The sequence below is a fragment of the Lysinibacillus sp. FSL P4-0201 genome, assembly GCF_038593425.1.
In the GTDB taxonomy this organism is placed as follows: Bacteria; Bacillota; Bacilli; order Bacillales_A; family Planococcaceae; genus Lysinibacillus; species Lysinibacillus capsici.
The window spans coordinates 142,545-157,796 of the sequence record NZ_CP151995.1 but is presented as its reverse complement, the minus strand read 5'-3'; the positions used below and the strand labels follow the sequence as shown (position 1 = coordinate 157,796).

The 15,252-nt window shown below is 40.8% G+C and carries 11 protein-coding genes and 2 rRNA genes; 3 read left to right on the top strand and 10 right to left on the bottom strand.

Annotation, left to right across the window (positions count from 1 at the left end; translation table 11 throughout):
* The first annotated feature begins 61 nt into the window (after positions 1 to 61).
* Positions 62 to 1,978 carry a tetratricopeptide repeat protein gene (locus MKY76_RS00775; protein WP_342557253.1) on the top strand — a complete coding sequence of 639 codons (1,917 nt, stop codon included), beginning with the start codon at positions 62 to 64 and terminating at the stop codon, positions 1,976 to 1,978.
* 44 nt (positions 1,979 to 2,022) lie between these two features.
* Here MKY76_RS00775 and MKY76_RS00770 read toward each other — a convergent pair whose 3' ends face one another.
* The 6 genes from MKY76_RS00770 to MKY76_RS00745 form a co-directional block, all read right to left on the bottom strand.
* The gene (locus MKY76_RS00770; RefSeq protein WP_115673083.1) at positions 2,023 to 2,430 is read right to left on the bottom strand and encodes a hypothetical protein; all 408 of its coding nucleotides are present in this window, start codon (positions 2,428 to 2,430) and stop codon (positions 2,023 to 2,025) included.
* Between the two features lie 73 nt (positions 2,431 to 2,503).
* Positions 2,504 to 3,877: a HAMP domain-containing sensor histidine kinase gene (locus tag MKY76_RS00765; protein WP_115673084.1), complete on the bottom strand. Its 1,374-nt coding sequence runs from the start codon at positions 3,875 to 3,877 to the stop codon at positions 2,504 to 2,506.
* Positions 3,874 to 4,545 (bottom strand): response regulator transcription factor, encoded by a 672-nt coding sequence (locus MKY76_RS00760; protein WP_328025651.1) that lies wholly within the window; start codon positions 4,543 to 4,545, stop codon positions 3,874 to 3,876. Before MKY76_RS00760 ends, MKY76_RS00765 begins: the two co-directional genes overlap by 4 nt.
* Positions 4,546 to 4,618: 73 nt before the next feature.
* The gene (locus tag MKY76_RS00755) at positions 4,619 to 5,716 is read right to left on the bottom strand and encodes a DUF5808 domain-containing protein (RefSeq protein WP_054548489.1); all 1,098 of its coding nucleotides are present in this window, start codon (positions 5,714 to 5,716) and stop codon (positions 4,619 to 4,621) included.
* Between the two features lie 4 nt (positions 5,717 to 5,720).
* Complete coding sequence (locus tag MKY76_RS00750; protein WP_257962185.1) at positions 5,721 to 6,116, bottom strand: GntR family transcriptional regulator; 396 nt, start codon at positions 6,114 to 6,116, stop codon at positions 5,721 to 5,723.
* A gap of 72 nt (positions 6,117 to 6,188) precedes the next feature.
* Complete coding sequence (locus MKY76_RS00745; protein WP_054548490.1) at positions 6,189 to 7,082, bottom strand: LysR family transcriptional regulator; 894 nt, start codon at positions 7,080 to 7,082, stop codon at positions 6,189 to 6,191.
* A gap of 129 nt (positions 7,083 to 7,211) precedes the next feature.
* Here MKY76_RS00745 and MKY76_RS00740 point away from each other — a divergent pair, with 129 nt between their 5' ends.
* The gene (locus MKY76_RS00740; RefSeq protein WP_342557252.1) at positions 7,212 to 7,877 is read left to right on the top strand and encodes an O-methyltransferase; all 666 of its coding nucleotides are present in this window, start codon (positions 7,212 to 7,214) and stop codon (positions 7,875 to 7,877) included.
* A gap of 274 nt (positions 7,878 to 8,151) precedes the next feature.
* Here MKY76_RS00740 and aceB read toward each other — a convergent pair whose 3' ends face one another.
* Positions 8,152 to 9,750: a malate synthase A gene (gene aceB / locus MKY76_RS00735; RefSeq protein ID WP_048395937.1), complete on the bottom strand. Its 1,599-nt coding sequence runs from the start codon at positions 9,748 to 9,750 to the stop codon at positions 8,152 to 8,154.
* 112 nt (positions 9,751 to 9,862) lie between these two features.
* A complete protein-coding gene (gene aceA / locus MKY76_RS00730) occupies positions 9,863 to 11,146 on the bottom strand; it encodes an isocitrate lyase (protein WP_004233046.1) in 1,284 nt (427 codons plus the stop codon).
* Positions 11,147 to 11,360: 214 nt separating this feature from the next.
* Here aceA and MKY76_RS00725 point away from each other — a divergent pair, with 214 nt between their 5' ends.
* Complete coding sequence (locus MKY76_RS00725; protein WP_342557251.1) at positions 11,361 to 12,032, top strand: LytTR family DNA-binding domain-containing protein; 672 nt, start codon at positions 11,361 to 11,363, stop codon at positions 12,030 to 12,032.
* 98 nt (positions 12,033 to 12,130) lie between these two features.
* Here the strand turns inward: MKY76_RS00725 and rrf are convergent.
* Positions 12,131 to 12,246 (bottom strand): 5S ribosomal RNA (rrf, locus tag MKY76_RS00720).
* 70 nt (positions 12,247 to 12,316) lie between these two features.
* A 23S ribosomal RNA gene (locus MKY76_RS00715) occupies positions 12,317 to 15,244 on the bottom strand.
* Positions 15,245 to 15,252 lie beyond the last annotated feature (8 nt).

The window sequence follows — 15,252 nt, the reverse complement described above, 5'->3', positions numbered from 1 at the left end:
AATAGGAAATTGCTTGCAACGACGCCGAGGTAATTAACTGAAAGAGGTGAGTACTTTCGTCATGCATTATGAAAATCTTGAAGAACAATGTCAAAAATTAAGACAGCTGTCCTTCACAATATTAGCTAAAAATTTACAGGATGCTAGTTTGCTCGCCATTTCAACCCCAGCAGAATCCTTACAGAAGTCATTTCTTGTATTAGAGGAAATTTTATATGAGATTTACCGATTGGAAATGCATACCGAACCCAAACTCAAAAATGTTCGAATGCTATTAAATAATCGAAGTTTTGTGGCTCAAATTCATCCTCGTCGGATTTATTTATTGATGAATCTAATTCATAAAATGACAAGCCATACTAGTAATGACATTGTAGAAGCCAAAGCAGCTAAAATTGTTTTAGACTATCTTAGCGATATTGTCGAATGGTTTATGAAGCGCTATGATCGTAGTTTCAAGTCGAACCGCCTGTCTTCTCATGTCACAGAACTTCCTTCTATATTTGATAAAAATATACTTCAACATGAGCAGTCACGAGAGGCTTACGAACATGCTGTCAAATGGTTTGAAGTAGCTGCCCAGAACGGAGATGCAAGTGCTCAATATAACTTAGGTGCTCTTTACAATCATGGTCGAGGGGTGGAAAGGGACTATAGGCTTGCAAAAATATGGTATGAACGAGATGCCGCACAAAATGACGCAAATGCTCACTATAGCCTCGGTGTACTTTATCATTTAGGCCAAGGTGTTATACAGGATTATCTAGAGGCTGCACGACATTACCAAATAGCTGCTGATTTAGAGAATGCTGACGCCCAATACAATTTAGGTGTACTCTATAATCAAGGCTTAGGCCTATCTCAAAATTTTAACGAAGCTGCCAAGTGGTATACCTTAGCAGCCAATCAAGGTAATACAAGTGCCCAAAACAATCTAGGCTTCCTTTATCATAATGGTACGGGTGTGGAGCAAAGCTATGATAAGGCCGTTGCTTATTTCAAAATGGCTGCCTTAACTGGAGATGCAAGTGCTCAATACAATCTCGGCTATATGCATCTAAAAGGGCGTGGTATTCCCCAAAACCAAGAAGAAGCGGCAAAATGGTTTCATATGGCTGCTTTACAGGACCATGTGAACGCAGAGTTTCAACTGGCCATGCTCTATAATACTGGGCAAGGAATGATAGAAGATCATATAGAAGCTTTAAAATGGTTCAAGCTAGCGGCACATAAAGGACATTTAAATGCTCAATACTGTCTTGGCCTGCTGTATGAAAAAGAACAGAATCTTGTGTCAGCAGAAAAGTGGCTACTGCTAGCTGCTGACAATGGCCATATCAGCGCTGGCTTCGAGCTAGGACGTCTATATGTATATCAGCTTCAAGATCCAGCCAAAGCAATGTCATATTTTAGGTCAGCGGCAGAAAAAGGCTATGCAGATGCTCAGTATGAGCTTGGCCTATTACTGACATCTGGAAATGGTGTTCCTATAAATTATAAGGAGGCCGTGATATGGTGGCGAGCAGCAACCGATCAATCGCATATTCAAGCTGAATATCAATTAGGTCTACTATATCAACAGGGATTAGGGGTAGCCTTAAATCTTGAAGAGGCGCGCAGATGTTATCGCCTAGCAGCCATTCAAGGCCATGCAGGTGCGCAGTATCAACTCGGCAATATATTTGATAAAGGTAAAGGGGTAGAGCAGGATTACACAGAGGCAGCTAAATGGATTGAACAGGCTGCGTCACAAGGACATATGAAAGCACAATACCAATTAGCCCAAATGCACATTCATGGACAGGGTGTACCAAAGGACTTTGCAAAGGCAGCCCAGCTTTATCGACTATCTGCTAATCAAGGGCATCAAAAAGCCCAATTCCAGCTTGGTATGCTCTACAAAAAAGGGCATGGTGTTGCACAAGACTATCAAGAGGCGACAAGATGGCTAAAAAAGTCACTTGAAGAAATTAAATAAATATTTTAAAACCTACCGCATCATATAAGACACGGTAGGTTTTATTAAAGACTGCTAGTATCCTTTTGTTGTTGAATCATAAATGTTACAACAATAAATAAAGCAAAGCTAATTAATAGTGTAGTTCCTCCTACAATAAAGAAGACTAATGTAAAAGTGCTACCAAAATTAAATGGATTTATATTGTAAAACCACATGCCTAACGTTAAGCCCAGAACACCCACAATAGCTGTCCAACCATGAATGGTTACTAATTTTTGTGATTTCACTTTGAAGGCTCTATAAAAAATACCCCAGGCAAACATACTAAGCCACCCGACCAGTAAAATATGTGCATGTATCGGTCTATATTCATAGCTACCTGATCCCGACATATGTGAACCTAAATATGTGCCGATTAAAGCAAAAATTGCCGCTAATCGAATAAGACGTATGCTCCACTTTTGTTCCATACGATAACTCCCCCTAGTTGTGTTTCAACTAAGTAGCAGTTTATCGTGTGAACATGAACTTTATATGAACTTCTTATGACAAAATTGGTAGATGGATATAAACCTTTGTGCCAGCATGCATCGTACTTTGCATCTGTATGGTCCCTCCATGTAGCTCAACAATTTGTTTGACAATCGCTAAGCCTAGCCCTGTCCCTTGCTTGGTTCTAGACGCATCGGCGCGATAAAAACGGTCATATGCTTTCGCTAATTGATCCTCAGTCATTCCTATCCCACTGTCCTGAACTAGGATTTCAAGTGAGGTGGACTTTTTCTGTAAATACAAATGTATTTGCCCACCCTCTACATTATATTTAATGGCATTTGTCAGTAAATTATCCCATACATTTTGTAAAAGCCCTGCATCGCCATCAAAAATAATTTGCTCAAGCTTATATGATATTTGAAGCTGTGACTCTTCCATTTGCCAACGATACTTTCGTACGGTTTCCTTTAACTGTTCATCTAAACGATAAGACTCTCGTTTTACAATTCTTGTCGATTGGTCAAGGGAAGTTAATAATAATAATTGCTTGGTTAATATAGATAGGCGTTTTGTTTCTAGCTCTATGATTGCTGCATATTCCTGTCTTTCCTGTTCAGTAAGGGAAGGATTTTTCAGTAAATCTACATACCCTTGAATATTTAATAAAGGCGACTGAAAATCATGTGATACATTACTAATAAATTCCTTCCGTGTACGATCATTTTCCTGTAATCTCTCGGTCATCCTATTAAAGCTTGATGCTAATTGACCAATTTCATCTGCACGATCAATATCTAGAACTGTATCAAATTTTTCATGCGCTAGCTGTTGAGTGGCTGCTGTTAACTTCGTAATGGGGCGAATTAATGCTTTAGCAAATAGTAGCATGGCAAGAAGACTCAGTACTGTCATAACCAACATTAATCCTGCAAGTATTGTATGCACCTCAGAAAACAATAAACGAATATCTGGTCTTATGAATAGTGCATAGGACTTGCTTTCATAGGTAAATGGCACACCAATTGTATTATTCAGTTCGTTAGCAAAAAATCCTGTTACAAAGGTTTCTTTAGGAAAATCTCGCATACCATGATAGGTTTGCCCATTTAAAACATGCTCCACAACAGATGTTGACAATGTTTTATCACGATATGGACCGCCAAAAAAATGCCCCTCCTCACCAGTTGTCACATATATTTGATAGCCGATTTCACCCAAGGTTGTTAGATAGCTATTTAAATCTTCTGGTTTGTTTGTCTCAATATAATGCACAATATCCTGTGCTATGCTAACATTTTTCGCATCATTTTTTTCTTTTACAACTTGATGGTAATAGGTATTCGTTACCAAAAAGCCCATACATAAGCTTCCGATCATTACTAGCATTGTTGTTACAACAAATTTACTATATAACGTTTTCATGTTGTTTCCTCTAGCTTATAGCCAACACCTCTTACTGTTGTAATTTCAACAGCCGTGTCATATCGGTTTAATCTTTCACGAATCCGCTTCACATGCGTATTTAACGTTTGCTCATCTCCATCATAGTCATAGCCCCATACTTGTTCCATAATATAGCTACGAGTAAATACTTGATGGGGGCGTGATGCTAACAAAGCCAGTAATTCAAATTCCTTTAAAGGTAATATAAGTGTATTTTCCCCTATTACAACCTCAAAGCTTCGTCGGTCAATTACTAGTTTACCTGCTTGAATGGTTACTTGATTTTTTTTATCAAATCTCCTCAAAATTGCAGCTATACGAAATAATAATTCCTTTGGTTCAAAGGGCTTTACAACATAATCGTCAGATCCTGCTAAAAAGCCACGTTCTTTATCCTCTAGCTCACCTTTTGCTGTTAATAATAAAACAGGAATATCATAATCTTGAGTTAAATACTCTGTTAGTGTAAAACCATCCATTCCTGGCATCATCACATCGACAACAGCTAAATCAGGCAGATTCCCTTCGAGTAAGGCTAGTGCCTGCTTTGCATTTTCAGCAAGTAGCACTTGGTAGCCTTCCTTTGTAAGATAAATATTGACTAGCTGTAAAATATGAACGTCATCATCGACAACAAGGATCTTCATCTGCCCACCTCCAGTTAATAAGAAAAAATCCGATCATATAGAACGAATTTTTTCATCACAAATTACTATTATTTTATAACGAAAATATAGAAATCAACAGCAATAAGACAAAAGGTAAACCAATCACAATATAGCCTCTAGGATTGGCAAGGTTCATGGTCCATCCTACCCCGAAGCGTTTCTCCACAAAAACGGATGGGTCTTGTCGATTCATATAAATTAAGCCGCCCTTCCAATAACGATCCTCATCCACGTCCATTACCTTGGAATCTATATTTGCTTCATAGCGTACTTTATGTTTATATTTTTTCACCACATATATCAGTAATGAACCCAGCAAAACAACTAAGAACAAAATAAATACTGGTAATAGCTTATAGCCTACTGTCATAGAAGGATAGATGTTGCTTAATTGTAAAATTGTTAATAAAGCTGTTAATGCAGAACTTATCAGTAGTATTTGCCAACTCATGTATTTTCGTGTTTTTAGCTGATCCTCCAACGATTCCTCTTTGCGATTTACAGCTAATTTAATTGCAGAACGTTTAATGGAGTCGGTAATTCCCCACATCATACATTGCATCATTAGCATTACCAGTGGCAGTGAAATAGCCGTAAAATAGGTCTTGTTTCTCCAGGCATCGGCTTCACCACTCGGCCCCCAATGTACTGCTATATCATTTGGCATGAGATCGTAATGAAGGTATGTGTAAATAATCAAAAATACGGATATTCCTAATGGTACAGCAAAAAAAGACCAAGGAAGCATTTCATCACGGCTTCTTGCAGTTAAATCCACTGCCCGTACTTGTTTAATATTTGCACCCCACTGCTCTTGTTTTTTCAACTTCGATACCTTTTGATGATTTATCCAATACAACGCCATACTTACTGTAAGCATACTAAACAAACAGCTTAATAAAACAATACTTTGAATAGCTTCAGAAGGAGCAAATTGATTGTAACTTATAATCATGATGATTAGAAAAACTATCCCTGTTCCCCCTACGAACCGCACATACTGTTTTTTCAACTGAGCTAAGATGGGATGCTTAATAATTTGATCAGGCACTGTGACTCCAAAAACGATAGTCTCTCTTACAATATAGGGAACGACTATTTGCAAAGCTAATGTCATGATGTAAATGGTTATAAAAACGCCAAGTAGCATTTTGCTACACTCCCTCTGCTGGAATTTGCAAATCAGCAAATACTTTTTTCATCATGTGCTCAATTTGTTCAGCTGTTGCGCCGAGCACCATCCCTTCTGCCACAACAGGTTTCAAATTCTTTTCGATTTGTCGAAGTTGCTCAGGTGATAAAGCTCTCGCCTCTGCTGAACTTATAATAGCTCCAGACTTTGGCCGAATGGTAATAATCCCTTTCGCCTCTAATTCATGATAACTCTTATTAACAGTATGCATATTAACACCTAAATCGGCAGCTAAACTCCGCACAGACGGCAAAGTATCACCTGGCTTCATTTCTCCTCTAGCAATTCCTTCGATAATTTGACGTGTTACCTGCTCATAAATAGGTACGTCTGATTGAAATTCTATTTGAATAAACATGTTTATCAGCTCCATATTTGTTATACAACTAATATAACAAATTTCTCTCCACCTTGCATGAGATTCAAATGTTTAAATAGGGGAATTTTTTATGGTTTCAATAAATCTTTGCACAAGTAAATTCTGCTTCTCATTATTCCTTGTACAAATTGCAATTTTATGTTTAATGGCATGTATATCCTTCACATAAACTCTCGCCAATTGCCCACTCTCTACATACTCTCTAACCGCAAGAGAAGAAATAAAATTTGCACCATAGCCCGCCATGACTGAGCGAATGGTTTCATGAATACCATTAAATTGGAGTGCGATATTTGGTGGTCTCACTTGGTATGTTTGACATAATGAGAAAAGATGCTCCCTCATCGAACTACCTACTTCTCTCATAATAAAAGGCTCCTGAAACATTTCAACTAATGTAATAGACTGATGTGCATAGCGATGATTTGGCGATACTACAAACCATAATTCATCCTCATATAATTCCTCCCACTCTATTTCCTTAGGTCTTTCAGACATTCCCCCACCGTAAATAGCCATATCCGCTTTATAGTTTATTAACTGTTCAAAGGCATCCTTTGTGTTGGTTGTTGTAATCATTAAATTCGCCTGTTCATTAGCAGCCTTGAAAGTAGCCGCCCATTTAGGAATTAAAAAATTAGCAGGTAAGAAAGTTGCAACAATGTGTAAATTCCCAGTTCTTGCAAGTCGATAATCTTCTATAAATGTTTCAATATGTTGCTCAAGAGCAATAAGATTTTGAGCTTTTTCTGCTAGTGTCACACCGAATTCAGTAAGTACTACACCACGTCCCTGTTGTTGAAATAGCTGGACTCCAATTTCATGTTCAAAACGTTTGATTTGACTTGAAACTGCAGGTTGACTTATGCATAGCATTTCTGCAGCTTTTGTAAAACTGCCTGTAACCGCAACTTGATAAAACAATTTTAAGCCATGACTATTCATGATTTAACCTCAATTCATAATCTTTAGTTATGTATTAATAATAATAATATATTTTTATTATGATTCATTCTATCATACACTTTATTGGCAAGCTTGCACTTTAAAGCATAATGAAATGAGGACTGTATAATGACAGAATTAAATGTTTGGCAATACGTAGATGACTATTTCATGACTAAGCTCCTTCCAGAAAACGAACATCTTAATACTGCACTACAGGCTAATAAAGCTGCAGGTATTCCAGAGATTGATGTATCTCCTACTCAAGGGAGACTATTATATTTACTCGCAAAAATGAAAAGTGCGGTAAATATTTTAGAGATCGGCACACTTGGAGGCTATAGCAGTATTTGTTTAGCCCAAGCTCTTCCTCAGGCAGGAAAAGTTGTGACATTAGAAATTAATGAAGAGTACGCCAAAGTTGCCAAGCAAAATATAGAGAATGCAGGGTATGGACCAAAGGTTGAGGTCATTGTAGGAAATGCCTTAGATACATTACCAAATTTAAAAAATGCTGGACTATTATTTGACTTTATCTTTATTGATGCTGATAAACCTAATAACCCCGCTTACTTGAAGTGGGCGTTAAAATTAGCAAACTCTGGCGCTCTTATTATTGCAGATAATGTTGTACGTAATGGTGAGGTAATTAATGAAAATAGTGAGGATGAACGTGTTAGAGGCGTACAAGAATTTATGGATTTAGTAAAAGCAAACCCGAGAATTGAAGCAACAGCTATACAAACAGTTGGTGTCAAAGGGTATGATGGCGTTGTAATAGCCGTAGTAAATTAGCATAGAAAAACCGCGTAACTAAAAAAGCAGTTACGCGGATGTACTATATAAAAGATGCCTTACTGCTCCCCATCTAAGCTAGTAAGACATCTTTACCCCTTAAAATCTCTTAACTTTTATTTATAGACCCCTTTTAATTCAATCGTGCTCATCTCTTTAAACGGGGGAACAGACCCCGTCAAGTTATGTTAGTGGAATAGGCTGGATTGTACCCGAGTGCAATCCTTAGATAGTTATTAGGAAAGTTTGATATGTTGGATAGTAGACTTGTATTTTACGCTAATTTTTCATACCCTGGAAGTGTCAAGAATTCCGCAAATTCATCTTGTTCAATTAAGGATTTAAACAGTTCAGCAGCTTCTTCATAGCGACCACTGTTATAAGCTTGTTCCCCAACAGCCTCTTTAATTTTCACAAGTTCTTCTTCCAATATTTCTAAAACAAATGCTAGTGTAATACCACGTCCATCATCTAAGATTCCTTTCGGATGACGGATCCATTGCCATACTTGTGTACGAGAGATTTCTGCTGTTGCAGCATCCTCCATCAAGTTATTAATTGGTGCAGCTCCGTTACCTCGAAGCCATGAAGCAATATATTGTACACCAACACTACAGTTAATACGTAGACCTTCAATTGTTATTGTTCCTTCTGGTACAGCTACTAAATCTTCGGCAGATACTTGTACATCCTCACGCTTTTTATGAATTTGGTTAGGCGTTGTCATAATTGCATCAAATTGCTCCATCGCTGTTGCAACCATACCAGGATGTGCTACCCATGTACCGTCGTGCCCCTCTGTTGCCTCACGACGTTTATCTTCTGCCACCTTTGCAAATGCCACTGCATTCGCCTCATCGTCATTTTTAACTGGAATTTGAGCTGCCATTCCGCCCATTGCTGGTGCATTTCGCTTGTGACATGTTTGAATACATAAAGATGTATAGGCTTTCATAAAAGGTACTGTCATCGTTACTTGCCCACGGTCTGGCAAAATAACATCAGCTTGATTGCGTAGACGCTTAATATAGCTGAAAATATAATCCCAACGACCGCAATTCAAACCAGCTGAATGTTCACGTAGCTCATATAAAATTTCATCCATCTCAAACGCTGCTAAAATCGTTTCGATTAATACAGTAGCTTTTATTGTCCCCTGTGGAATACCAATATAATCTTGAGCAAACACAAAGACATCATTCCATAGTCGAGCCTCTAAATGACTTTCAAGTTTTGGTAGATAGAAATATGGCCCTGTACCTTGTGCAAGTGCGTTTTTGGCATTGTGGAATAGATATAAACCGAAGTCAAAGAAACTGCCAGAAATCGGCTCTCCATCCACCAGGACATGCTTCTCAAGCAAGTGTAGACCTCGTGGACGAACTAACAGCACTGCTGTCTCATCATTTAATTTATATGTTTTACCATTGGATTCTTGTGTAAACTCAATCGTCTTATTAATAGCATCACGCATATTAATTTGACCGCCAATCATATTTTCCCATGTCGGAGAAGATGCATCTTCAAAGCATGCCATGAACATTTTTGCTCCAGAATTTAACGCATTAATAACCATTTTCCGATCAACTGGCCCTGTAATTTCAACACGGCGATCTTGTAAGTCGTTTGGAAGTGGTGCGATTACCCAATCACCTTCCCGAATATGCTTTGTCTCTGGTAGGAAATCCAGCTTCTCTCCCGCATCAAGTCGTTTTTGGCGTTCTTGTCGAGCCTCCAACAGCTCCTTGCGACGAGCATCAAATTTTTCGTGCAGAGCAAGAACAAATTCAAGAGCTTCAGGTGTCAAAATTTCATTAGTTTGCTCATTTTGTTCTCCAACAATTTTAAGCTTACCTGTCGTTGCTTGTTCCATTAGCTGTTTACCCACCTTTGCCATTTTAGTTTCGTCATCCTCCGCTTTAGGAGGAGCGGAGGAGACTATTCTATGATTATAAATTTAGGAAAACACGTATTTAAACTACGACTTATACAAACTGTTCTGTTTCCGTAGAACCTGCCATTGCTGTTGTAGAAGAAGTACCGCCAGAGATAACTTGAGAGATTTCATCAAAGTATCCAGTACCTACTTCGCGTTGGTGACGTGTAGCTGTATAGCCTTTAGACTCAGAAGCAAATTCTGCTTGTTGTAGCTTAGAATATGCAGCCATACCATTATCTTTATAGTCATGAGCAAGTTCAAACATAGAATGGTTAAGTGCATGGAAACCTGCTAAAGTAACGAATTGGAATTTGTAACCCAACTTACCAAGTTCACGTTGATACTCTGCAATTTCTTCTTCTGAAAGATTTGCCTTCCAGTTGAATGAAGGTGAGCAGTTGTATGCAAGCATTTTACCTGGGAACTCAGCATGAATAGCTTCAGCAAATTCTCTAGCTTCTTCAAGTGATGGTTTAGAAGTTTCACACCAAATTAAATCTGCATATGGAGCGTAAGCTAAACCACGAGCAATTGCTTGTTTGATTCCAGCTTTTGTACGGAAGAAGCCTTCAGGTGTGCGTTCACCAGTGATGAACTCTGCATCACGTGGATCAATATCTGATGTAACCATATCAGCAGCATCAGCATCTGTACGTGCAATTAAAATTGTATCTACACCCATTACATCTGTTGCTAAACGTGCAGCTACTAAGTTACGAACAGCATTTTGTGTTGGAAGTAATACTTTACCTCCAAGGTGTCCACATTTCTTTTCAGATGCTAATTGATCTTCTAAGTGAACACCCGCTGCTCCTGCTTCAATCATACCTTTTACAAGCTCAAATACGTTTAGAGGCCCACCAAAACCTGCTTCTGCGTCTGCTACGATTGGCGCGAACCAATCAAATTGATCAACACGTCCTTCAGCATGATCAATTTGATCTGCACGTTGAAGCGCTTGATTAATTCGTTTTACTACTGCTGGTACAGAGTTAGCTGGATATAATGATTGGTCAGGATACATTTGACCAGACAGGTTTGCATCAGCAGCTACTTGCCAGCCTGATAGATAGATAGCCTTTAATCCAGCTTTTACTTGTTGTACTGCCTGATTCCCCGTTAATGCCCCCAATGCATTGATAAACGGTTCCTCATGTAATGAATTCCAAAGTCGAGTAGCACCTTTTTGTGCTAGTGTTTGTTCAATTACTACTGTCCCCTGTAATTTAACAACTTCTTCAGCTGAATATGTGCGTTCAATACCAGCCCAACGTGGGTTTTCAGCCCATTGTTTTTCTAAAGCTTCGATTCTTTCTTGACGAGTTGACATATTGAAATTCCACCTTCCCCTTTGTGTACAATATACTCTGTTAAAAAACTTTTAATTATCTGTTCCATAACAGGTTTATTTGTTGTAAATTAATATATAACAGACTATTTGGATTTTCATTATTTTTCGATAAAAGATCAAATTTTAAGGATAAAACTACCTTTTTTGACGATGAAATTTGGAAGACTGTTTACAAACAAGGGGGATATTCACAATGAACAATGAGTTAAATTCTTTCGTAAAAGATATTTCACAACAATATATTTTTATGTTGAAAGACTGGATACCTGCTGATTCATCCATTGCTATTGCTGTTGAAAATGCTTATGTTTATTTTCACTCTGGTCACCAAAGTATTCATTTAGAGATAGGTCAACAAGTATTACCTGGGAGTATTGCCGACCAAGTGTTACAGACTCAAAAAAAAACAGATGCTATTTTAGATAATTCCCTTTTCGATACGCCATATTATGGCATTGGTTATCCCATATACATTCAAAATAAGCCTGCTGCTCTCGTCATTGTCCTACCGTCATCATTTACAGCAAAAAGAGCAGAACCATTTCAATTTTTAACTGGAAAGCAAGAGGAGGAATGGAATCCTGTAGCAATTAATAAAATATCTCATATTGAAAGCCTACAGAAAAAAACATGGTTTTATGTAGAGGGGGATCAGTATAAAACAAGTATTACACTTAAAGAACTTCAATTACGATTACCATCATATTTTATTCGTATCCATAGATCTTACATTGTAAATATACATTTCATAAAAAAAATGGCACGTGATTTAACGTCAAATTTTATTGTCACTTTAATTGATGGAAGTGAGTTACCAGTTAGTCAATCTTATCTAAATAATCTTCGGAGTGCTCTTGAGTTTTAGTATATAGGGCTGTCCTTTTCCGGGGACAGCCTACTTTAATATCTTCTTAATTTGAGACAACAAAAAGACCAGAGAATAAATTCTCTGATCTTTCTTTTGCCTAGCGACGTCCTACTCTCACAGGGGGAAGCCCCCAACTACCATCGGCGCTAAAGAGCTTAACTTCCGTGTTCGGTATGGGAACGGGTGTGACCTCTTTGCCATCATCACTAGACTTTGTATTTAATTGAAAGATTTATTCTTTCAAAACTGAATAAACGGCGCATTGAATGTTTCAAACTTTTTTGGTTAAGTCCTCGATCGATTAGTATTCGTCAGCTCCATGTGTCACCACACTTCCACCTCGAACCTATCTACCTCATCGTCTTTGAGGGATCTTACTTACTTGCGTAATGGGAAATCTCATCTTGAGGGGGGCTTCATGCTTAGATGCTTTCAGCACTTATCCCGTCCACACATAGCTACCCAGCGATGCCTTTGGCAAGACAACTGGTACACCAGCGGTGTGTCCATCCCGGTCCTCTCGTACTAAGGACAGCTCCTCTCAAATTTCCTACGCCCACGACGGATAGGGACCGAACTGTCTCACGACGTTCTGAACCCAGCTCGCGTACCGCTTTAATGGGCGAACAGCCCAACCCTTGGGACCGACTACAGCCCCAGGATGCGATGAGCCGACATCGAGGTGCCAAACCTCCCCGTCGATGTGGACTCTTGGGGGAGATAAGCCTGTTATCCCCGGGGTAGCTTTTATCCGTTGAGCGATGGCCCTTCCATGCGGAACCACCGGATCACTAAGCCCGTCTTTCGACCCTGCTCGACTTGTAGGTCTCGCAGTCAAGCTCCCTTGTGCCTTTACACTCTACGAATGATTTCCAACCATTCTGAGGGAACCTTTGGGCGCCTCCGTTACCTTTTAGGAGGCGACCGCCCCAGTCAAACTGTCCGCCTGACACTGTCTCCTGCCCCGCTAAGGGGCATGGGTTAGAATTTCAATACAACCAGGGTAGTATCCCACCGACGCCTCCTTCGAAGCTGGCGCTCCGAGATCTCTGGCTCCTACCTATCCTGTACAAGTTGTACCAAAATTCAATATCAGGCTACAGTAAAGCTCCACGGGGTCTTTCCGTCCTGTCGCGGGTAACCTGCATCTTCACAGGTACTATAATTTCACCGAGTCTCTCGTTGAGACAGTGCCCAGATCGTTACGCCTTTCGTGCGGGTCGGAACTTACCCGACAAGGAATTTCGCTACCTTAGGACCGTTATAGTTACGGCCGCCGTTTACTGGGGCTTCAATTCGCAGCTTCGCTTGCGCTAACCACTCCTCTTAACCTTCCAGCACCGGGCAGGCGTCAGCCCCTATACGTCACCTTACGGTTTTGCAGAGACCTGTGTTTTTGCTAAACAGTCGCCTGGGCCTATTCACTGCGGCTCTCATGCGCTTGCACGCTCAAGAGCACCCCTTCTCCCGAAGTTACGGGGTCATTTTGCCGAGTTCCTTAACGAGAGTTCTCTCGCACACCTTAGGATTCTCTCCTCGACTACCTGTGTCGGTTTGCGGTACGGGCACCTCTCACCTCGATAGAGGCTTTTCTTGGCAGTGTGAAATCAGGAACTTCGTCCATACGGACTCGCCATCACAGCTCAACGTTACAGTGTGCGGATTTGCCTACACACACGCCTTACTGCTTGGACGCGCACAACCAACGGCGCGCTTACCCTATCCTACTGCGTCCCCCCATTTCTCAAACGGTGAGGAGGTGGTACAGGAATATCAACCTGTTGTCCATCGCCTACGCCTATCGGCCTCGGCTTAGGTCCCGACTAACCCTGAGCGGACGAGCCTTCCTCAGGAAACCTTAGTCATACGGTGGACGGGATTCTCACCCGTCTTTCGCTACTCATACCGGCATTCTCACTTCTAAGCGCTCCACCAGTCCTTCCGATCTGACTTCAACGCACTTAGAACGCTCTCCTACCACTGACATCGTAGATGTCAATCCACAGCTTCGGTGAATCGTTTAGCCCCGATACATTTTCGGCGCAGCGTCACTCGACCAGTGAGCTATTACGCACTCTTTAAATGATGGCTGCTTCTAAGCCAACATCCTGGTTGTCTGTGCAACGCCACATCCTTTTCCACTTAACGATTACTTTGGGACCTTAGCTGGTGGTCTGGGCTGTTTCCCTTTTGACTACGGATCTTATCACTCGCAGTCTGACTCCCGTGTATAAATATCTGGCATTCGGAGTTTGTCTGAATTCGGTAAACCGGGATGGCCCCCTAGTCCAAACAGTGCTCTACCTCCAGTATTCTCATCACGAGGCTAGCCCTAAAGCTATTTCGGAGAGAACCAGCTATCTCCAAGTTCGATTGGAATTTCTCCGCTACCCACACCTCATCCCCGCACTTTTCAACGTGCGTGGGTTCGGGCCTCCAGTAAGTGTTACCTCACCTTCACCCTGGACATGGGTAGATCACCTGGTTTCGGGTCTACGACCACGTACTATTTCGCCCTATTCAGACTCGCTTTCGCTGCGGCTCCGCCTTCTAAAGCTTAACCTTGCACGTAATCGTAACTCGCCGGTTCATTCTACAAAAGGCACGCTATCACCCATTAACGGGCTCTAACTACTTGTAGGCACACGGTTTCAGGATCTCTTTCACTCCCCTTCCGGGGTGCTTTTCACCTTTCCCTCACGGTACTGGTTCACTATCGGTCACTAGGTAGTATTTAGCCTTGGGAGATGGTCCTCCCGGATTCCGACGGAATTTCACGTGTTCCGCCGTACTCAGGATCCACTCAGGAGAGAACGAACTTTCGACTACAGGGCTTTTACCTGCTCTGGCGGACCTTTCCAAGTCGCTTCATCTAACTCGCTCTTTTGTAACTCCGTATAGAGTGTCCTACAACCCCAAGAGGCAAGCCTCTTGGTTTGGGCTCTTCCCGTTTCGCTCGCCGCTACTCAGGGAATCGATTTTTCTTTCTCTTCCTCCAGGTACTTAGATGTTTCAGTTCCCTGGGTCTGCCTTCAAGACGCTATGTATTCACGTCAAGATACTACGCGATTAAACGTAGTGGGTTCCCCCATTCGGAAATCTCCGGATCAAAGCTCACTTACAGCTCCCCGAAGCATATCGGTGTTAGTGCCGTCCTTCTTCGGCTCCTAGTGCCAAGGCATTCGCCGTGCGCCCTTAATAACTTAACCAAGTTATT

Coding starts and splice junctions, on each gene's coding strand:
- MKY76_RS00725 (WP_342557251.1), top strand. CDS start 11,361: ATGAACAATGAGTTAAATTCTTTCGTAAAAGATATTTCACAACAATAT.
- MKY76_RS00740 (WP_342557252.1), top strand. CDS start 7,212: ATGACAGAATTAAATGTTTGGCAATACGTAGATGACTATTTCATGACT.
- MKY76_RS00755 (WP_054548489.1), bottom strand. CDS start 5,716: ATGCTACTTGGCGTTTTTATAACCATTTACATCATGACATTAGCTTTG.
- MKY76_RS00775 (WP_342557253.1), top strand. CDS start 62: ATGCATTATGAAAATCTTGAAGAACAATGTCAAAAATTAAGACAGCTG.
- MKY76_RS00760 (WP_328025651.1), bottom strand. CDS start 4,545: ATGAAGATCCTTGTTGTCGATGATGACGTTCATATTTTACAGCTAGTC.
- aceA (WP_004233046.1), bottom strand. CDS start 11,146: ATGTCAACTCGTCAAGAAAGAATCGAAGCTTTAGAAAAACAATGGGCT.
- MKY76_RS00750 (WP_257962185.1), bottom strand. CDS start 6,116: ATGTTTATTCAAATAGAATTTCAATCAGACGTACCTATTTATGAGCAG.
- MKY76_RS00765 (WP_115673084.1), bottom strand. CDS start 3,877: ATGAAAACGTTATATAGTAAATTTGTTGTAACAACAATGCTAGTAATG.
- MKY76_RS00745 (WP_054548490.1), bottom strand. CDS start 7,082: ATGAATAGTCATGGCTTAAAATTGTTTTATCAAGTTGCGGTTACAGGC.
- MKY76_RS00770 (WP_115673083.1), bottom strand. CDS start 2,430: ATGGAACAAAAGTGGAGCATACGTCTTATTCGATTAGCGGCAATTTTT.
- aceB (WP_048395937.1), bottom strand. CDS start 9,750: ATGGAACAAGCAACGACAGGTAAGCTTAAAATTGTTGGAGAACAAAAT.